Here is an 18,819-nt window from a genome sequence, read left to right on the forward strand (position 1 = left end):
CAAAGCGTGTTCTCGCCTTTCCAATCCCTATTGAAGTCTCCGTTTTACTTCCTCCGCTAAATTAGCGAGTGAAACTTCTACTTGTTCCCCTGTTTTTAAGTCTTTGAGGGAAGACTTTTGTGCTACTGCTTCATCCGCACCCATAATCACGCAAAATTGTATCCCCTGTTTATCAGCTAACTGGAATTGTTTACCCAAACCCCGTTTATCAAAGCTAGTGATTACGTTAATTCCTGCTTTGCGTAAATCTTGAGATACTTTTAAGTAAAGTGGCATTAATTCCTCTTGTAAATTTACCACCATTACCTGTGCTGGAGTCGCAGCTAAAGTATTTAAGACTCCAGCTTTAATTAAGCGACTCATTAAACGGGTTAAACCAATTGAAATACCGACACCAGGCATTTTTTCGCCTAAAAATACCCCAACCAATTCTTCATATCTACCACCAGAGCAAATACTTCCCAAAGCTTCGTGTCCTAGCAAAGTTGTTTCGTAAACTGTTCCAGTGTAGTAATCTAAACCACGAGCAATTGATAAATCAATACAGAAACGATTTTCAGGAACTCCCAAATTACGAACACCTGTAATTACCGTTTCTAGTTCGGTAACTCCCAGATTAAATTGCTCGGCTTCTGGCATAGTTTGAGCGAGATGCTTCAGCTTATCTAGCATATCGTCTACTGTGCCTTTAATATTAACGAACTCAATAATTTTTTGGGTTTGTTCTGGTGAAATACCTTCTGTTTCTAACTCTTGTTTAACTTTAGTTTCACCAATTTTTTCCAAATTATCAATAATGCCGATACAGAATTTAATTTTGCTTTCCTCAATTCCTACAGATTGAAAAAAGCCTGTGAGAATTTTTCGATTATTGATGCGAATAACAAAATCACCAATATTAATAGCTGTAAATATTTCTGTGATGATAGCAGGCATTTGAGCGTCATAAAGCAAGCTCAATTCTCGACGACTGACGACATCAATATCACACTGACGAAACTGACGAAATCGTCCATCTTTTGCTCGTTCACCACGAAATACCACATCCATTTGGTAGCGAGCAAAAGGAAAATTTAAATCATTAAGATGACGAGCAATATAAGCTGCTAAAGGAACTGTTTGGTCAAATTTTAATGCTCGTGCTTCGGAACCGCTTTCGCCAGATTTATCCTTTTCTGCTTGGCGATTTGGAGGCAAAATTGGATCAATACCATAAATAATATTGTCGCCTTGATTACCTTTAGCTTGTAGAACTTCTAAACGTTCGACTGCGGGAGTTTCAATAGGAGTAAATCCGTAGCTTTCAAATACTTTACGGATAGTATCAATTAAATATACTTCGAGGCGCTTTTCGCCAGGAAGGAACTCTGGAAAACCACTAGGAGTAGAAAAGTTAATTTTTTCGCTTTTTACCATGCTTGGAATTGAGAACAGTTGGGTGTTGATTGTTGGTTGTTGATTGTTAATGACTGGTAATTATAAACAACAAACCACTACCAACCAATAATATCAACACTTACTTTATCGCATCCGCTCCTCTTGAATCAGGGTGCGTTGAAATATTCGATTATCCTTAAACCATTGCCAAGTACGAGCGCGATAATTATTGCAGGGACTAATTTGTATCATTTCATACAAATATGTTCCCGGCATTCCTTTATAGGAAAACCACAAAATAATTGTGTTATCGTCTATTTCCCAAGCTTTACCTTCAATCCGTTCTGTATCAAACCAAATTGCTTGATCTCGATAGGTTGCAGGAAATTTATGCTCTTCTTTTCTACCATCAGACCAGTTATAGCGATTAGTCTGGTAGTAGGAATAAGCACTATCTTCCGGAAATTCACAAGTTAAGTGAGATTGATGCTGGTCGAGAATTTTTCCTTGTGTATCAACTAATATATATGTACCTACCCAATCTCCTTCATGACGGACTAAAACGGGCATTTCTTCTCGAATGGAAGACATGATTACCCTCCTTTTACTGATAGTGATTTGTTAATAACCATACAAGCATGATACCTGTGACTAAGCCACTTCCAGTCCAACCAGTACTATAGGCGATCGCACCCACCATTTGTGCATTTATTTTGATTGCTAGAGTTTGCAGTCCCAAAGTCAACATCGCTGCTAACGCCCCATTTACCAATCCTCCGACGCTACTAGCCAGAATCCACCGCCATGCTTGTTGGAAATGACGACTTAAAACTAACCATTGGGCTACCCCCAAAACAGCGAAGGTGACAGACTGATTAATCACATGTAACCAGAATGGTTCCCAGGATTTGCTTACAGTTAATAGTATTTCTGTAATTATGGGATTGACAATTTCTCTTGTGATTAGAGTCACTAGAATACCCAAGTACCATCCTACACTACTGGCTAATATCCACCAGCCTGCTTGTCTTATGTAACGCTTTAAAACAAACCATTGGGCAATTCCGAGAATAGGGCCAGTTAAAATTAATGTGGCGAAAAACTGGAATCCACCTTCCTCCAAAGTGCCAACCACAGCACCACCAACAGCATTAGCTAGTACCCACCATAATAATAATTTTCTATTTTTAACCATCAAACCACCAAGGATCGCGATCAGAATTTGTTTTAATTAAGAGGGCTTTTTTCCGCATAAACCGCATCAACGCAGCTGTACCCATGCGTGAACCACCTAAACCGGAGTATTTAAAAGAATTTTTTTCACCCTCGTAAATGAGAGCAGTCAAACCTGCATCATTAATACAAATAGCACCTGCATCTATGTATTGAGCAACTGCTAAAGCTTCTGCTTCATCTCCTGCAAAAACTGCTGCACTTAAACCATAAATGCTATCATTTGTCAAGTATATTGCTTCTTCTACCTTTGAAAAAGCCATGACTGGCATTATCGGGCCAAATGTCTCTTCAGTCATGATCTTCATGTTGTGATTCACTTGGGTGAGAACTGTCGGACGACACCACCATCCGCCGCCAGTGTTTTCTACTTTTCCTCCACAGTGTACAACTGCTCCTTCTTCTATAGCCTGTAGTAAATGATCATTAATAATTGCAGCTTGTCTCTCAGCAATAATCGGGCCAATTTCGCCACTTTCAAGTTTAGGGTAGGCTAATTGCAACCGTTCGGCTTTGGTGACTAGTTGTTCAACAAACTGTTTAAAAATTGATTCAGCAACATAGATGCGTTCAATGGAAAGACACGACTGTCCTGTATTGACTACTGAACCCCACAAAACTGCTGAGGTTGCTAATTCTAAATCAGCCGATGCCAAAACGATCGCTGCATCTTTACCTCCCAATTCTAAAAAAGCTGGAATAAAACGTCTAGCTGCGGCTTCTGCAACTTTTCGCCCTGTGGGTACACTTCCTGTAAAGCAAACCAAGTCTACATTTTCGATCAGATGAGCGCCTGTTTGACCTGCTCCTTCTACAAAAGTAAATATTTCCCGCAATTGGGGAACAGTATTAACAGCATTTAACAGTGGTGTCATAAACCGGGGTGCTATTTCACTCGGTTTGACAACCACAGCACAACCCGCTATCAGTGCTGGAATAACATCAATAGTTGAGAGCAACAATGGTAAATTCCACGGACTAATTACTCCTACCAGAGGATAAGGTACTGCTGTTTGTTGTAGCTGGATAAATGGTACTGCTGTTTGTTTTTCTGTTTCTTCTAGTAAACCTGGTGCTAATTTACACCATCTATCAAGATTAGAGAGGAACGAGTCAATTTCTAGTACCGAAATTGACAATCTTCCTGTATCAGCAACTAAAGCTTCAGTAAGTTTATCCCGGCCTGCAATAATGGCTTGCTTCCATTGTTGCAAAGCTGCTATTCTCCCTTCTAAACCGAGTTGTTCCCAGGCTTTTTGCGCCCTCCGCAAGCGATTACATAGCTGTCCTAAAAGCTTTGGTGGCGGCGGTATAATTACGTAATCATATTTCCCCGTACGGGGATTACGAACATCTATAGGTTTGGTCATAGGGGATCGGGGATTGGGGAAGGTGGGGTCCCCTCTGGGGATAAGGGGTAACGGGGATTGNACAAGACGAAGATGAAGTTTATGAACTCCAGTTTGGGCGATACTTTGGCAAAGGAAAAGTGCGCGCAGGTTTACCGTTAGACGAGGAGTAGGGATTGGGGATTGGGGAAGGTAGGGGCCCCCTCTGGGGATAAGGGGTAACGGGGATTGGGGATCGGGGATCGGGGGTTGGGGAAGGTGGGGTCCCCTCTGGGGACCCCACCTTCCCCAATCTCAAATCACTCCCAATCTAGCTAAACGCTCGATTGTTTGTTGCTGGGTTTGGATGAAGTGTTGTCGGTATACTTCTTTATTCAGCATAGTGTTTGGTGGGTAAAATTTTGACTGACTGTAGCTGTCTGCGTATAGTTCAAAGCGCTGGCGAGAAAGTAAATTATTTAACCCTGGACGGTGGCGATCGCTCCGTAAGGCTGTGAGGTTTATCTCTGCAAAAGCTGCCATGCTTTCTCCTGATCCTGTCTCAGCAAGCACTAATCCTCGGTAATCAATGATTTTAGAACCACCATCTGTGGAAGCTTGCGGAATCGAAGTATTGACTATACCCGCGGTATTTGATGAGACTACGTATGCCATGTTTTCTACGGCACGAGAAATTTTTGCAGCTTCTTTGGGGGCGCGCTCTTTACCGTAAACTTCTGATGTGGAGTGCAGAAAAATCTCCGCACCTCGCATCGCTAAACACCGCGCTACTTCTGGATATAAAATTTCTTCTGATGCTAAAGCTGCTAAATTACCTATTTCGGTTTTCGCTACTGGAAAAACACCATCCAAACCGTAACAATCAAGATATTTATCCCAAACGTCATGAGGTGTCGGTGCAAACATTGAATTTAAACGCCGATAACGCAAAACTATTTCACCAGATGGGTTGATAATAAAGCAAGTTTGAAAATATAAGTCTGGAAAATTAGGGTCGAGTTCGTAGGCGTTACCAGCAAGAAAAATTTTTAGTTTCTGAGCAATTTTACTGAGGCTATCATACTCTGCACCTCTGATTTCTAAACAAGCTTTTTCCGCCCACACAGCAAGTGGTTCTCCCATGGGAAAACCTGTGAGAAAGTACTCTGGTAAGACAATTAAACGACAGTCGGAACCAATAAAAGCGATACTGGCAGCAATTTGCTGTCCTAAGCGCTCAATAGTATTTTGTATTAAAGAACGAGCTGCTTGGCGATCGCCTGCTTGGTTAACTGCATGACATGTTACTTGCAGTGCTAAGGCGCGATATGAATCGATGGTTTTAGCTTCCATGCTGCTTGCCACCTAATGTCTAAGTATTTATTATCAACGCGATCGCTTTTTTGTCGCCGAGTTTGCTGCAAAAGTTTATCAACTTTCAATATGCCTAAGTCCTACTTAACTTTTGAGCTAGTTATGAATTTAAAATAAGGAAAGTAAAATTGTAAAGAAATGTAAGGATTTTCATGGCGGATCAATTAATTCGCGCTACAGCAGCCGATGGTGGAATTCGTGCGGTCGGTGCAATTACTACTCGTCTGACAGAAGAAGCACGACGGCGCCATCAGATGTCTTATGTAGCAACAGCTGCTTTGGGTCGGACGATGACAGCTGGCTTGTTGATGGCATCTAGCATGAAGCGAACTGGCTCCAGAGTCAACATCCGAGTTAAAGGTGATGGCCCTTTGGGTGGTATACTCATAGATGCAGGTCTAGATGGCACAGTACGTGGTTATGTAGGCAACCCAGCGGTGGAACTACCCCCCAATATTAAAGGCAAGTTAGATGTTGGTGGTGCAGTTGGTGATGGCTTTCTTTATGTAGTACGGGATATTGGTTACGGCTACCCCTACTCTAGTACGGTTGAACTGATTTCTGGTGAAATCGGAGATGACGTAGCTCATTACCTGGTGACATCAGAACAAACGCCTTCAGCCCTAGTATTAGGTGTATTTGTAGAACCAAGTGGAGTGACACAAGCAGGTGGTCTACTAGTGCAAGTCTTGCCGAAAGCAGCCAGGGATGAAGCTTTAATCGAAACTTTAGAATCACGAGTTGCAGCTTTAAGCGGGTTTACACCTCTGCTGCAAGCTGGTAAATCTTTAATAGAAATTTTTCAAGACTTGCTCGGAGATATGGGAGTGTCGTTATTTCCCGAAACCCAAATGCTACGTTTCCACTGTGGTTGCTCTTTTGATAGAGTTTTAGGAGCGCTGAAAATGTTGGGAGAAGAAGAACTGCAAGACATGATTATAAAAGACAATGGTGCAGAGGCAACTTGTGATTTTTGTGGCACAGTTTACCAAGCAAGTCGTGACCATTTAGCTCAATTAATCGTTGATTTGCAAGCAGAATCATCTGCTACAAGATAAAAGTATATAATCATGCTGGATTTGAAGGGTGGTAATGATATCTATGGAGATAGAACTATGCAAGAGGTAGATTTTTATTGGTGAGAAAGTTACCATGGCAACAGCATAGTTGCGATTCAGAGCAGATCGCTATTAAACTACTTTGGTGTGAGAGATGACAGAACGGGATATTCCAGAAAGTTGGTCACTAGGCAAAGCCAAAGAGCCAGAGATAACAACAATATTATCCCGCTCAGGGCAAGTAAATGAAACTAAAATGTCTGGTGTACCACCTGCCGACTCTAGCTCCAAGTCTGTGAAGCAGTCAAAACCAAACACTTATGAACAACTACCTCCCAGTGGTCGCAGTTCTGGAAAAGTTCCACGCTGGTTACAAAGCTGGGTTTTGTGGGCGCTAGTGTTAACATTAGTACCCGGAAGTATAGCATTTATGGCAACATCAATGCTGTTAAAGTTGCCATCTGCCCCGAATTGTCCATCTATTTTTTGGCCTTTGGCTAGTGCGTCAGTACGCTTACATTGCGCTCAACTAGCTGCTTCTAAGCAAACTGTCAAAGACTTACTGCAAGCGATCGCTCTGGTGAAACAATTACCACAAAGCCATCCTTTACGATCAGAAATAGACCGTCTCCTAGAACAATGGTCACGGGATATTTTAAAATTAGCTGACGAAAGTTTCCAACAAGGCAAATTAGAAGAAGCGATCGCCACTGCTAGAGAAATCCCTGAAGACATGGCTGCTCATACATTGGTGAGAGAGCAAATTACTGAGTGGGAGAAAATTTGGTCAGAAGCAGAAGGTATTTACCAACAAGCAGAAAATGAAATGCGCGAACAACACTGGCACGACGCATTTATGGCAGCTGCTAAATTATTACGAGTAGATAACAAGTATTGGTCGAGTATCAGATATGATCAGTTAAATAGATTGATCACGACCGCACGGGAAGATGGCGAGAAATTGGCAAAAGCTGAAAATCTAGCCCAAAGCCGTAGGATAGATAATCTACTCAAAGCGATCAAAATTGCAGAGTCAATACAAAAGGAAAGTTACGTTTACCAAAAAGCCCAAGAAGCAATCCCCCAATTTGGGCGCACAATGCTAGAGTTGGCACAGAAAAAACTTGACAATCGTGAAGCTGATGAAGCCATTTCTATTGCTCAACAAATTCCTCTAACTACAGGCTTACAATCAGAAACAGAGGACTTTGTTGCCATAGCAGAAGCCCAAAGAAATGCTTGGATTGGTACTGTTGCAGGTTTAGAGACAGCAATTAGCCAAGCTCAACAAATTGATCCATCAAGAGCAGTCTACGACAAAGCACAACAGTTAATTACATTTTGGCAACTGGAAATTGAAGATGTCTCAAAACTGGAAAAAGCAAGGGAGATCGCAAGTCAAGGAACAATCAACGATTTAACAGCAGCTATTGCTGAAGCACAACAAGTTCCCGAAAACAACCCCCGTGGGGAAGAAGCCAGATCAGAAATCAATAGTTGGGTTGCTCAAATACAGACAATCGAAGATAGACCCTATTTAGAACGCGCTGAAGAGATCGCTGTGTTAGAAGATATCAACTCTTTGGGTGCGGCGATCGCAGAAGCTAACCAAATTCGCCGAGGACGGGCATTATATAGAGAAGCACAGAAGAAAATAGCCATTTGGACGGCGAAGATAGAGCGCATAGAAGACCAACCTTACTTGGATCAAGCGCGAGAACTAGCTAGTAATGGCAATCTTACCGCCGCTATTAACGTTGCTCAACAAATACCCTCAGGTAGGGCGCTATCTGGTGAAGCACAAGCTGCAATAGATGATTGGCGATCGCAAATTCGCGCCCGCGAAAACTGGAAAAGAGCGCGAGAAGTGGCTTTAACTGGTACTCCCCAAGCTCTAGCAGAGGCAATTAGATTAGCCAATCGAATACCTCGTAGTAATATTTTAAGTAGTGATGCCAGCATCGCGATCGACCAATGGAGTCAACAATTATTGGATATGGCACGCTCTCAAGGTGAGTCTGATATTCCTAGAGCGATCGAAACAGCCAAGCTCATTCCCCGAAATTCGGCTGCTTACTATGCTGCACAAGAACAAATTCGTAGTTGGCGCGAATTTCTCAATCCCGCACCTGTACCAGAGCAACAATTTGATCCATTATTGCCGAATAGATTTCAACCGCAGCAGTAAAAGTGTATCCAATACGGTTCGCTTAAGGTACAGTTATCTGTTAAGGCAGACAGAAAAAACATAACACAGACAAAAAAACAAACAGGACAAGGAAGCAGTCTTTATTGCTGATCAGAACCGTACTGAAAGTAAAAGAATCCGATGAAAAAAGGCGTCTTTACACCTTTTTTCATTGAAATCAGAAATCTAACATAATTCAGTTGAATTCATACATACATGTTATTAAAATGATTAAAAACTTTCCTGCCAACTTTGAATTCGGCACGGATAATTTAATGATGAGCTATGATTTTTCAGTAGAAAGTAATAATATGACCAAGGGTTTATTCTCGTCTAACCTGGTCGATGAAACTTCTGCGGCAAAAAATAAAATTGCTTGCACAATAACATATTTTACTTTGATTGTGCTAAATATAGCCTGCTACTGGCTCCAATATCAATAAATTTCTTGAATTTTTATATAGAGGCAATAATGACTAACATTACTAACTTTAATAAAAAAAACAATCAAAATCAAGCATTGCGGCATCAATCCCCAAATCATGAACAAAATTTTTCCCAGGGAGACAATCAAGATACCGACATTCAAATACCAAATTTTTCGGAAGAAAGTGCTATTTGTAACATTTCAAATCGCGGTCGCATAGTTGTTTTGATTGATGGTTCCAACCTTTTTTATGCAGCTTTGCAATTAGGGATTGAAATTGATTACTCCAAGCTACTGTCTCATATAGCAAAGGGCGGTAAATTGCTGCGTGCTTTCTTTTATAGTGGAGTTGACCGCACCAACGACAAACAACAAGGTTTTTTGTTATGGATGCGTCGCAATGGATATCGTGTTGTCACCAAAGATGTAGTTCAGTTTCCTGACGGTTCTAAAAAAGCCAATTTGGAAGTAGAAATTGCTGTAGACATGCTGACTTTGGCTTCCTACTGCGACACTGTAGTTTTAGTAAGTGGAGATGGAGACTTAGCCTATGCTGTCAATGCAGTTTCCTACAAAGGAGTGAGAGTAGAAATTGTCAGTCTGCACTCAATGACTAGCGAAAGTCTCATTAATTATGCCGACTGCTTTATTGATCTCGATAGCATCAAAGAAGAAATCCAAAAAGTTTCTAATACTAGTTATATGTAGTCATTAGTGATTGGTGATTGGTCATTTGTGATTGGTCATTTGTGTTTATTCTCCTGCTTGTCCTCCTTCCCTTGTCCCCCGCTCCCCGCTCCCCGATCGCTCTACTTCGTCTGAAAAATATTCTGTACCATTTTTTTATCTGTATTTGCAGCAGCTTTGTCTAGTTCTGCAATCTCATTAGAGTTGAGTTCCCAACCTAAAGCACCAATATTATCTTGCGCTTGTTCTGCACTTTTGGCTCCTGGGATGGGAATTGCTCCTTTACAGATGCACCAGTTGAGAGCTACTTGGGACATGGTTTTATTTCTATAGTTCGCGATCGCTCGCAAACACTCTAAGAGCGGTCGCACTCCTGGTAATAATTGGCGAAACAATAGTCCCCGGATACCTTTGGGGAACGGGCCTTGCTCAGAATATTTACCTGTTAATATTCCCAACGCCAAAGGACTGTAAGCAATTAATTTAATCCCCAGTTCGTCACAAACCTCTTTAATTCCCAGTTGAGTGACAGGATAAGTAGATAGTAATGAGTATTGAACTTGCAGAGTCGCAATTGGTATTCCTCGCTCTGCAAATTTTTTATGTACCTGTTTGAGTCGTTTCGAGCCGAAATTAGATAAACCGACTCCTTTGACCAAACCTTGTTCATAGAGATCCCCTAAACCATTCAACAGCGCTTTTTCTTGCCAAGGAGCATAGTTAGCTGTAGACCAGTGCATTTGTACCAAATCTACATTTTTTCCCAAGCGTTCAGCAGAAGCTTGACAAGCTCGTATCATTGACTGACGCGTCAATCTCCAAGGATAAGCAGCAAGTTTAGTTGCAATACAAATATTTTCTTTATTTATACCTTGATATTCTTGAGTAAATTTTCCCAAAAGTAACTCACTACGACCATTTAATTTCCCCGTTCCGTAAGAGTCACCCGTATCAAACAAAGTCACACCATTACTCACGCAAAGATCAAAGACTGCTTGCAATTGGTGATCCATATTTTCATCGTATCCCCATAGCAGCCGATTGCCCCATGCCCAAGTTCCGCAACCCATTGTTGGTAGAAAAAGTTTTTTGTCATTTGTCATTTGTCATTTGTTATTTGTTATTGGTAGAGACGCGAGGAACATCGCGTCTGTACAATAGCGATGTTGCTCGCGTCTGTACTTTTTAGGCTTGTTTACTGAATCACTGATTAGTTTTTTGTGATTAAGTCTTTCCAACATTCATTATTCAACAATTCAATACATTGAATAAACTTATTCTTTGATTAAGTATTTACTCTTCATGGGAAAGTAATACTAGGCACTAATGTGTTAGTACCTGCGTCAATTATTTCACTGTGCTAAGTCTGCTTCAGTTTCAAAAGACAGACATGAACTCAATTCGCACGGAATGAACAACTACTGATTAACCAGTTCGTAGACACGATGGCTAGTAAACTTCATCAACCAAGCAGACGATCGCACATGTGGCTAGAGCAAAAATCACATAAACCTCAAACTTGGTGGCGCCTTCGGAGGCGATCGCTAAAATTTCTTCTCCCACTACTTTTTTTAATTTCATTCTTGACGGTGTCCCTAAACAACCTTAACTTTGCAACAGCACAGGTTCCTCGTCAGGAAATTCGTGGTGTGTGGATGACCAACAATGACTTTAACACCCTTAAAGATCGTGCCAAAGTCGAAAATGCCGTTAGTCAATTACGGGATTTGAACTTTAACACAATCTATCCTGTGGTGTGGAATTCTGGTTATGTCATGTATCCCAGCGCCGTAGCTAGACGCGAAGGTATTCAACCCTTTGTATTGCGAGGCTCAGACGGACATGATATTTTAGCAGACTTAATTAACCAAGCCCATCGCAAAGGACTACTTGCGATTCCCTGGTTTGAATTTGGTTTCATGGCTCCCCAGATGTCGGAACTAGCCTTAAATCATCCAAATTGGTTTACCCAAAAACGGGATGGTAGCCAAACTTCTATTAGTGCTGCGGGTGAGGTAATGTGGCTCAATCCCTTTCATCCAAAAGTTCAAGAGTTTATCACTAATCTTGTGGTGGAAATTGTCACTCAATACGATGTCGATGGTATTCAGTTTGACGACCACATGAGTTTACCCCGCGAATTTGGCTACGATAAATACACAACTGCCTTATATACCCAGGAAACTAAAAAAACCCCACCCAGTAATCCTGAAGATGCAGCATGGGTGCGCTGGCGGGCAGATAAAATCACAGCCTTTATGGTACAACTCCATCAAGCTGTGAAAACCAGAAAACCTGGTGCAATTTTCTCTGTTTCTCCTAATTACTACGACTTTGCTTATAAATTTCAGTTGCAAGATTGGCTAGCTTGGCTCGATCAAAATATTGTCGATGAGCTAATCATGCAAGTGTATCGTTCCAACTTGCAAAGTTTCGTCGCCAAGATTTCCCGTCCGGAAATTCAACTATCCCAACAAAAGATTCCAACTGGCATTGGTATTATGACAGGGTTGCGAAATAATCCAGTACCAATACAACAAATTAATTCTCAGGTGCGATCTGCTCAAGAACGCGGTTTGGGTGTAGCTTTCTTTTATTACGAAAGCCTGTGGGAATACGCACCCGAACCACCAGACAAGCGACAAGCTGCATTTAGAACTTTGTTTGTAAATCCTGCACTCCGCGCCAGAGTTGAACAACCATTAGAAGCTACAGTCAACACTCAACAGTAAACAGTTATCAGTTATCAGTCAAAATTTTATACCTGTTAACTGATAACTGGTAACTGGTTACTCGCGATCGCCCCACTATTTCCCTCTCCCAGCTAGAAAAACTTGTTGAGCAGTTAGATTTAATTCTGGAAATGTTGGTGATACTATGCGATCGCTGTTCTGAAACTGGGTGACAGTGTACTCACCTTCAACCAAGGAATAGACCGATATAGTTGGTTGTTTAGGATTGCCAATAAATCGCTTACCGCCTAAAGCTAGGTAATCTACAATCCAGTATTCTGAGATTCCAATTTCTTCATATTTACCTAATTTTGTAAAATAATCATCACGCCAGTTAGTACTAACCACTTCAATCACTAAAGGAATTGATGATCCGTAAATTACAGTTGATTCCCTTTCCCAAAGCGGTTCATTTTGTAGTTGCGCTTGGTTAACAATTAGTATATCTGGTGAGTAAGCAGACTCGCTTTGTTGAGATTTAACTAATGCTGTTTTTGGTATGAGATAGGGGAGCTTTGATTGATAGCATTGAACACCCAGCTGTATTGATAAAAATCCTGTAACCTCTTCATGACCTCCTAGCGGCTGTGGCATTTTAATAATCACTCCATCATGCAATTCATAGCGTCCCTCATTAGGCTTCCACTCTACAAATTCTTCAAACGTCAAGAGTTTTGGTAAAGCTTGTGTCATTTTTACCTCCTGATTACGCCTTCATGCAGTGTGCCGTAATTCAACCATATGCATTTTTCAATTTAATCGAGCCTTGGTTGACAATTTTGAAACACACAACCAACCACACTAAACCTGCGGCGTACCCAACCAACACATCAGTCGGCCAGTGTACACCGAGATAAAGTCTAGTCAAACCGATCGCACTAATCAAGCCAGCAGTCGAAGCAAAAATCAGCCGCTGATGTTGTGGAAATTGCTTGGCTAAGGTGTAACCAATAAAACCATAAATCACCATTGATACCATAGCGTGTCCGCTAGGAAAACTGTAGTGACCGACATTTACCAGATGATCCCACAGTGCAGGACGCGCTCTACAAAATAGTTCTTTGAGCAAAATATTCAAGCCGATCGCACCAACTGCGGCTATACCCAAACTGGTTGCTTCCCCATGGCGCTGATTGTACGCCGATCTAGTTCCCAATCCCAGACAAAGCAATAGCAAAAAAAGCGGATCACCCAAAAAAGTGATACTAAGCATGATCCGGTTTAAAAGTGGCGTATGCACTTTTTGAATTGTTAATAAAATTACTTCGTCTAACCCAAATCTATGTAGTAATACAGTGCTAAAACCTAAGGTGGAAATAGCCCCCGACACCAAAGCAAGTTCACTACCTGCTTTGGCTAATTGTTTCTGCACAGGAGGTGTACTCAGGATAGGTAAATTCTTGTTTGGAGCTAGTTTTTGATTCTGTTTGCTGTAATCTACAACAATTTCTTGGATCAGCCAAGCGATCGCATTGGAATTAATCTCTGGATGAAAAAGCACTAGAACATTTCCTGTCACAGGATTAGCACGAACTTGTGTGACAACTTTCTCCTCTGACAATCTAGATTCAAGGTATATTTTGAAACTTGGTGAATCATACAATCCACTTACCTTATATCTAGCTCTACCTTTGACAGCAGTGTGTATTGCTCGGATCAAAGAATTACCAGTGGAAAAATAATTAACAGAATTGCCCATTTTTAGAGATTGGGGAAAGGGGAAAGGGGATCGGGAATCGGGGAAAGGGGAAAGGGGATTCTCCAGAGAAGACGCTATGCGTAGACGCGCAAGCGGCTTCACAACCCTCTCCTTACTAAGGAGAGGGGTAGGGGGTGAGGTTTTTCAGGATTTGAGGTGATTCGCGAATTTGTGTGTACACTGTAGCTGGGCATAAAAGGCAACGGGGATTGCTGTTTATTCTCTCTTTTTTTTTCCAGTCTCTATCTTACTAATATCTATATTTTAAGTAGCTAAACAGAGTTAATTACACACATTGTTTCCTTTCTCCTTTCCCCTTTCCCCAATCCCCGATCCCCTTTCCCCAATCCCCAATCCCCGATCCCCTTTCCCCTTTCCCCAATTCCTAAGTTTTGAGATACTTCACATTCAATTGACATCAGGTAGGGATACACGATACACCAAAGCTTATGGTTGTGTAAGTTTTTTCAATGCAAAGTTTTTTAAACTTCGAGTTTTATCAGCATAAGGAGGGATGGACATGGATGCCAATTTGATCGTATCCAACATCCTGAATCCACCAGTTTTGTTTTTTTTCCTGGGGATGACTGCTGTTTTTGTCAAGTCTGATTTAGAAATTCCCGCACCCATACCCAAACTTTTTTCGCTTTATCTGCTGTTTGCAATTGGGTTTAAGGGAGGAGTTGAACTGATGAAAAGCGGCGTCACCCAGGAAGTAGTGCTGACGCTTTTCGCAGCAATCCTGATGGCTTGTGCTGTGCCGATTTATACGTTTTTTATTCTGAAGCTGAAACTGGATACTTACGATGCAGCAGCTGTTGCAGCCACTTATGGCTCTATCAGTGCTGTCACCTTTATCACAGCCAGCGCCTTTTTGAATGAACTGGGTATTACTTTTGATGGCTACATGGTAGCAGCTTTGGCTCTGATGGAATCGCCAGCCATTATTGTTGGTTTGATTTTGGTGAATTTATTTACTACTGATGGTAAGCGAGACTTTTCTTGGCCGGAAGTTTTAAGAGATGCATTTCTCAACAGTTCAGTTTTTCTTTTAGTTGGTAGTCTGGTGATCGGATTCTTAACAGGAGAACACGGTTGGCAGGTTTTAGAACCCTTTACTCAGGGAATGTTTTATGGCGTTCTCACTTTCTTTTTATTAGATATGGGGTTGGTTGCAGCCAGAAGAATTAAAGACTTGCAAAAAACCGGAGTTTTTCTGATCTCATTTGCCATACTAATTCCCATCGTCAATGCAGTGATTGGGTTAGCGATCGCCAAAGCAATTGCGATGGCTAAAGGGGATGCACTTTTATTTGCTGTGCTGTGTGCGAGTGCTTCTTACATAGCTGTCCCAGCAGCAATGCGATTAACCGTTCCAGAAGCAAATCCCAGTCTGTACGTTTCTACTGCTTTAGCAGTCACATTCCCGTTCAACATTATTGTGGGAATTCCGCTATATCTCTACGGAATTAACCTATTTTGGAGCTAATGTTATGCACTTAGTCAAAAAAATAGAAATTATTGCCAACTCTTTTGAACTGGCTAAAATTTTGGAGAGTTTGGACAAATCAGGTGTCCATGGTCACATTGTGATTCGTAATGTCGCTGGTAAGGGATTACGAGGAATGGCTGAAGATTTGGACATGACAATGCTTGATAATGTTTACATTATTGCTTTCTGTCTGCCAGAACAACTCAAGTCAGCCGTGGAACATATCAAACCAGTACTCAATAAATTTGGGGGAACCTGTTACATCTCAGATGTGATGGAAATCAGCTCATTAAAATGTGTTGCGTCACTGTAAAAAACTGTACATGCAAGGAAGCGTTTCATGGAACGTCGTGACTTTTTAAAGTGGGGAGCGATTGGGGGATTTGGTTTGGTGGTAACTGCTGGTGATTTACTCTGGCAGATTGAACAAGTTCAAGCCGCTGAATTACCCCCAACGGCTCCTGTTTCTCTTGATTCAGATGCTGCACTACAAAAGCTGATGGCGGGAAATCAGCGCTTTGTCAAGCATAAACCCGAATATCCCGATCAAACTCAGGCTCGATTGCAGGAAGTTGCTCAAGCTCAACATCCCTTTGCAACTATTTTAAGTTGTGCAGATTCGCGAGTCCCGGCGGAGATTATTTTTGATCAGGGTATCGGAGATATCTTTGATGTTCGCATTGCGGGGAATATTGCCATACCGGAAGCTATTGGCAGTATTGAGTATGCAGTTGCTTTGTTAAATACTCCTTTACTGATGGTATTGGGTCATGAGCGATGTGGAGCAGTTACCGCCGCCGTCCAAAATGAAGTGTTACCTGGTGATATTAGCACGTTTGTCAAAGCAATTAAGCCAGTTGTGCAAAAGTTCAAAGATCAATCAGGCGATATAGTTGACAAAGTTGTTGTTGCCAATGTGCATTATCAAATTGAACGGTTAAAGCGATCGCCCCTGTTATCTGAACGCTTGCAGTCCGGTAAATTGAAAATTGTGGGTGGTCGTTATGATTTAGATACCGGAAGCGTAAGCATTATCACTTAGAATAAAATTTGGTTAACAGGGAAAGATCCCCGACTTTTTATAAAAGTCGGGGATCTGATGTATTTGGAGTTTTTAACAAAAATCGTCTTATCCATAGAGAATATCGCGACATTTGTGGCAAACGTCGTGACGTTGTTTATGAATGAGACGACGTTTGTGGCAAACGTCGTGATGTTGTTTATGAATGAGACGATATTTACCACATACGTGAAAGCGATGCTGCAAAGCAGCCGCTACGCGAACGCCCCTGTTATTGACATTTAAGTAATTGAATAGTTTTATGCTTTAGATAGATGACAAAATAATCAAATTGACGATTTGAAAGAATACACTCTACTTTCATGCCTTTGATTGTAGGAGAGAAGTGATTATACGAAGAGAGATCTTACTTTTAGTAGAGTGTGATTACTTAAATTACCACAAGATAAAAAATTAAATTCTCCAGAGAAGTAGCCACTATCAACAAAGCATTTTGTCAAACACAAATAACTGTCTGAGATCTGAGAAATTAGTGTTTTTACCTTATTAATTACTCAGTGTCAGTGGTTTCCAAAATCGCAATATTAGAACATTTTTAGCAAGAATAGGAAAGACAATAAGCTCATTTTCTTCGTAAACTAGGTGAAATAATTTACCTTTAGGTGGATTAGTTTTAGAATAAAAAATAGTATATTTTTGATGGGTTGTTGCATAATTAACCCAAAAAAAACAGTAATATCTATATCGCTTACCTAGTTCGTATTTTACGCATCCTTAATTTGTATTTAGTCTCTGCTAATCATGACATCCCCGCAGTCTGATACTAAAGTTGAAAATAATCCTCCACACACAGAAAGCCAGCCACCTCGCAAACAAAGCCGGTGGCTTTGGTTATTGTTGGCTCTGGTAACCTTGACAGGAGGAGGGATAACAGTTTGGCGTGTGTTTGCTTCAGAAAACCAAACACCTGCAAATGCTAATGCAACGGCTCAACCCCCAGCAATACCAGTGAAAGTAGCTGCCGTTGAATCAGGCACAATAGAAGAAAGTTCAGAATATATTGCTAATATCGAATCGCGCCGTTCAGTAGCTCTGCAACCAAGAATTCAAGGTCAAGTCAGTCAAATATTTGTCAGAGCAGGAGATCCAGTCAAAGATGGAGACCCGATAATTCAAGTAGACCCAAGAGAGCAACAAGCAGCAGTTAATAGTGTGAATGCAGCTGCACAAGCAGCGCGATCGCAAGTAGAAAACGCTAAAGCTACCCTGAGATCCTTAGAAGCAGATAGACAATCCTTTATTGCGGATGTGAAATTGAACCAGGAAGATTACAACCGCTACGTCGAGCTTGCCAACCAAGGAGCCGTATCTCAACAAACAAAAGAACAGTATGCAAATAGACTAGCTGTAGCAAGAGCAGCTTTCAGTGCCAATGAATCCAAAATCAAAGCGCAACAAGCCGCAGTCGCCGAAGCCGAAAAATCTTTACAGCAAGCTGTAGCCAATACAAACCAACAAAAAGTCCAACTCCAGTACTACAGAGTCACAGCTCCGTTTGCTGGTACAGTCGGTGATATACCCGTAAAAATAGGTGATTTTGTTAACACATCCACACAGCTAGCTACTATTACTCAAAATCGACCATTAGAAATAAATGTATCTGTACCAGTAGAACGTGCATCTCAACTGCGTAACGGAATGGCGGTAGAGCTGATTAATGCTCAAGGTCAGACTATTGGTACTAGTCGAGTATTTTTTATCTCTCCGAGAGCGAATAATGAAGATCGAATGATACAGATGAAAGCTCTGTATGACAATGAGAATAATCAGCTCAGAGCAGATGAATATGTACGAGCAAGAGTGATCTTTAGTCAAAGCTCAGGAGTAGTTATCCCCACTACAGCAGTGGCTCGCATCGCTGGACAAAACTTTGTCTTTGTTGAGCAAACACAAAAATCACCTCAAGGTAAATCCCAATTAGTAGCCAAACAAAAGCGCGTTGAGTTAGGCAATATCAAGGGTAATAACTATCAAGTATTGAAAGGATTACAACCAGGAGAAAGAATAATTGTTTCGGGACTACTCAACCTTCAAGATGGAGCTCCTATTAATCCAGAAGCTCAATAAGAATTAGTCAATGGTCATTGGTCATTGGTAGAGACGCGATAAATCGCGTCTGTACAATAGTCATTGGTCATGAATC

The 18,819-nt window shown here is 41.3% G+C and carries 17 protein-coding genes and 1 pseudogene; 9 read left to right on the top strand and 9 right to left on the bottom strand.

Annotated elements, in window-relative coordinates:
* Positions 1-27: 27 nt before the first annotated feature.
* The 4 genes from hisS to B4U84_RS17385 all read right to left on the bottom strand — a co-directional run bounded on the left by hisS (position 28) and on the right by B4U84_RS17385 (position 3,980).
* Positions 28-1,416: a histidine--tRNA ligase gene (gene hisS, locus B4U84_RS17370; protein ID WP_131119727.1), complete on the bottom strand. Its 1,389-nt coding sequence runs from the start codon at positions 1,414-1,416 to the stop codon at positions 28-30.
* A 105-nt stretch (positions 1,417-1,521) separates the two neighbouring features.
* Entirely contained in the window at positions 1,522-1,968 is a 447-nt protein-coding gene (locus tag B4U84_RS17375) for a DUF3598 family protein (RefSeq protein ID WP_017310359.1), read from the bottom strand.
* A gap of 13 nt (positions 1,969-1,981) precedes the next feature.
* Entirely contained in the window at positions 1,982-2,572 is a 591-nt protein-coding gene (locus B4U84_RS17380; protein WP_131119729.1) for a hypothetical protein, read from the bottom strand.
* The gene (locus B4U84_RS17385; protein WP_131119731.1) at positions 2,565-3,980 is read right to left on the bottom strand and encodes an aldehyde dehydrogenase family protein; all 1,416 of its coding nucleotides are present in this window, start codon (positions 3,978-3,980) and stop codon (positions 2,565-2,567) included. The genes B4U84_RS17380 and B4U84_RS17385 overlap by 8 nt, the downstream gene beginning before the upstream one ends.
* A gap of 61 nt (positions 3,981-4,041) precedes the next feature.
* On the opposite strand from B4U84_RS17385, the pseudogene B4U84_RS31640 reads away from it, so the two are divergent.
* Positions 4,042-4,132: pseudogene (locus B4U84_RS31640) on the top strand (2Fe-2S iron-sulfur cluster-binding protein); the annotation flags it as partial.
* 121 nt (positions 4,133-4,253) lie between these two features.
* On the opposite strand, the gene B4U84_RS17395 reads toward B4U84_RS31640, so the two are convergent.
* Positions 4,254-5,291 (bottom strand): nitrilase-related carbon-nitrogen hydrolase, encoded by a 1,038-nt coding sequence (locus B4U84_RS17395; protein WP_131119733.1) that lies wholly within the window; start codon positions 5,289-5,291, stop codon positions 4,254-4,256.
* 173 nt (positions 5,292-5,464) lie between these two features.
* Here B4U84_RS17395 and hslO point away from each other — a divergent pair, with 173 nt between their 5' ends.
* The 3 genes from hslO (at position 5,465) to B4U84_RS17410 (ending at position 9,693) form a co-directional block, all read left to right on the top strand.
* A complete protein-coding gene (gene hslO, locus B4U84_RS17400) occupies positions 5,465-6,370 on the top strand; it encodes an Hsp33 family molecular chaperone HslO (protein ID WP_131119735.1) in 906 nt (301 codons plus the stop codon).
* A 154-nt stretch (positions 6,371-6,524) separates the two neighbouring features.
* On the top strand, positions 6,525-8,558 hold the full coding sequence (locus tag B4U84_RS17405) for a coiled-coil domain-containing protein (protein WP_131119737.1): 2,034 nt from the start codon (positions 6,525-6,527) through the stop codon (positions 8,556-8,558).
* Between the two features lie 472 nt (positions 8,559-9,030).
* Positions 9,031-9,693: a LabA-like NYN domain-containing protein gene (locus tag B4U84_RS17410; RefSeq protein ID WP_017310366.1), complete on the top strand. Its 663-nt coding sequence runs from the start codon at positions 9,031-9,033 to the stop codon at positions 9,691-9,693.
* Positions 9,694-9,794: 101 nt separating this feature from the next.
* On the opposite strand, the gene B4U84_RS17415 is transcribed toward B4U84_RS17410, so the two are convergent.
* Both B4U84_RS17415 and B4U84_RS32125 read right to left on the bottom strand, forming a co-directional pair.
* Positions 9,795-10,775, bottom strand: a complete 981-nt coding sequence (locus B4U84_RS17415) for an aldo/keto reductase (RefSeq protein WP_131119739.1) — start codon at positions 10,773-10,775, stop codon at positions 9,795-9,797.
* A gap of 346 nt (positions 10,776-11,121) precedes the next feature.
* Positions 11,122-11,253: a hypothetical protein gene (locus B4U84_RS32125; protein WP_476426484.1), complete on the bottom strand. Its 132-nt coding sequence runs from the start codon at positions 11,251-11,253 to the stop codon at positions 11,122-11,124.
* Here B4U84_RS32125 and B4U84_RS17420 point away from each other — a divergent pair.
* Positions 11,247-12,404, top strand: coding sequence for a glycoside hydrolase family 10-like protein (locus B4U84_RS17420; RefSeq protein WP_131120999.1), 1,158 nt, complete (start codon positions 11,247-11,249; stop codon positions 12,402-12,404). The two genes, B4U84_RS32125 and B4U84_RS17420, sit on opposite strands and share 7 nt — an antisense overlap.
* 75 nt (positions 12,405-12,479) lie before the next feature.
* On the opposite strand, the gene B4U84_RS17425 is transcribed toward B4U84_RS17420, so the two are convergent.
* Positions 12,480-13,097 (bottom strand): Uma2 family endonuclease, encoded by a 618-nt coding sequence (locus B4U84_RS17425; protein ID WP_131119741.1) that lies wholly within the window; start codon positions 13,095-13,097, stop codon positions 12,480-12,482.
* A gap of 40 nt (positions 13,098-13,137) precedes the next feature.
* Entirely contained in the window at positions 13,138-14,103 is a 966-nt protein-coding gene (locus B4U84_RS17430; RefSeq protein WP_131119743.1) for a phosphatase PAP2 family protein, read from the bottom strand.
* Between the two features lie 520 nt (positions 14,104-14,623).
* On the opposite strand from B4U84_RS17430, the gene B4U84_RS17435 reads away from it, so the two are divergent.
* The 4 genes from B4U84_RS17435 (at position 14,624) to B4U84_RS17455 (ending at position 18,743) form a co-directional block, all read left to right on the top strand.
* Positions 14,624-15,592, top strand: a complete 969-nt coding sequence (locus tag B4U84_RS17435) for a sodium-dependent bicarbonate transport family permease (protein ID WP_017310373.1) — start codon at positions 14,624-14,626, stop codon at positions 15,590-15,592.
* Positions 15,593-15,596: 4 nt separating this feature from the next.
* The gene (locus B4U84_RS17440; RefSeq protein ID WP_017310374.1) at positions 15,597-15,908 is read left to right on the top strand and encodes a P-II family nitrogen regulator; all 312 of its coding nucleotides are present in this window, start codon (positions 15,597-15,599) and stop codon (positions 15,906-15,908) included.
* A gap of 27 nt (positions 15,909-15,935) precedes the next feature.
* Positions 15,936-16,637, top strand: coding sequence for a carbonic anhydrase (locus tag B4U84_RS17445; RefSeq protein ID WP_131119746.1), 702 nt, complete (start codon positions 15,936-15,938; stop codon positions 16,635-16,637).
* A gap of 780 nt (positions 16,638-17,417) precedes the next feature.
* Complete coding sequence (locus B4U84_RS17455; RefSeq protein WP_131119750.1) at positions 17,418-18,743, top strand: efflux RND transporter periplasmic adaptor subunit; 1,326 nt, start codon at positions 17,418-17,420, stop codon at positions 18,741-18,743.
* Positions 18,744-18,819: the final 76 nt, after the last annotated feature.

Source organism: Westiellopsis prolifica IICB1 (genome assembly GCF_004323185.1).
In the GTDB taxonomy this organism is placed as follows: domain Bacteria; phylum Cyanobacteriota; class Cyanobacteriia; order Cyanobacteriales; family Nostocaceae; genus Pelatocladus; species Pelatocladus prolificus_A.

Coding starts and splice junctions, on each gene's coding strand:
- hisS (WP_131119727.1), bottom strand. CDS start 1,416: ATGGTAAAAAGCGAAAAAATTAACTTTTCTACTCCTAGTGGTTTTCCA.
- B4U84_RS17375 (WP_017310359.1), bottom strand. CDS start 1,968: ATGTCTTCCATTCGAGAAGAAATGCCCGTTTTAGTCCGTCATGAAGGA.
- B4U84_RS17380 (WP_131119729.1), bottom strand. CDS start 2,572: ATGGTTAAAAATAGAAAATTATTATTATGGTGGGTACTAGCTAATGCT.
- B4U84_RS17385 (WP_131119731.1), bottom strand. CDS start 3,980: ATGACCAAACCTATAGATGTTCGTAATCCCCGTACGGGGAAATATGAT.
- B4U84_RS17395 (WP_131119733.1), bottom strand. CDS start 5,291: ATGGAAGCTAAAACCATCGATTCATATCGCGCCTTAGCACTGCAAGTA.
- hslO (WP_131119735.1), top strand. CDS start 5,465: ATGGCGGATCAATTAATTCGCGCTACAGCAGCCGATGGTGGAATTCGT.
- B4U84_RS17405 (WP_131119737.1), top strand. CDS start 6,525: ATGACAGAACGGGATATTCCAGAAAGTTGGTCACTAGGCAAAGCCAAA.
- B4U84_RS17410 (WP_017310366.1), top strand. CDS start 9,031: ATGACTAACATTACTAACTTTAATAAAAAAAACAATCAAAATCAAGCA.
- B4U84_RS17415 (WP_131119739.1), bottom strand. CDS start 10,775: ATGACAAATGACAAAAAACTTTTTCTACCAACAATGGGTTGCGGAACT.
- B4U84_RS32125 (WP_476426484.1), bottom strand. CDS start 11,253: ATGAAATTAAAAAAAGTAGTGGGAGAAGAAATTTTAGCGATCGCCTCC.
- B4U84_RS17425 (WP_131119741.1), bottom strand. CDS start 13,097: ATGACACAAGCTTTACCAAAACTCTTGACGTTTGAAGAATTTGTAGAG.
- B4U84_RS17430 (WP_131119743.1), bottom strand. CDS start 14,103: ATGGGCAATTCTGTTAATTATTTTTCCACTGGTAATTCTTTGATCCGA.
- B4U84_RS17435 (WP_017310373.1), top strand. CDS start 14,624: ATGGATGCCAATTTGATCGTATCCAACATCCTGAATCCACCAGTTTTG.
- B4U84_RS17440 (WP_017310374.1), top strand. CDS start 15,597: ATGCACTTAGTCAAAAAAATAGAAATTATTGCCAACTCTTTTGAACTG.
- B4U84_RS17445 (WP_131119746.1), top strand. CDS start 15,936: ATGGAACGTCGTGACTTTTTAAAGTGGGGAGCGATTGGGGGATTTGGT.
- B4U84_RS17455 (WP_131119750.1), top strand. CDS start 17,418: ATGACATCCCCGCAGTCTGATACTAAAGTTGAAAATAATCCTCCACAC.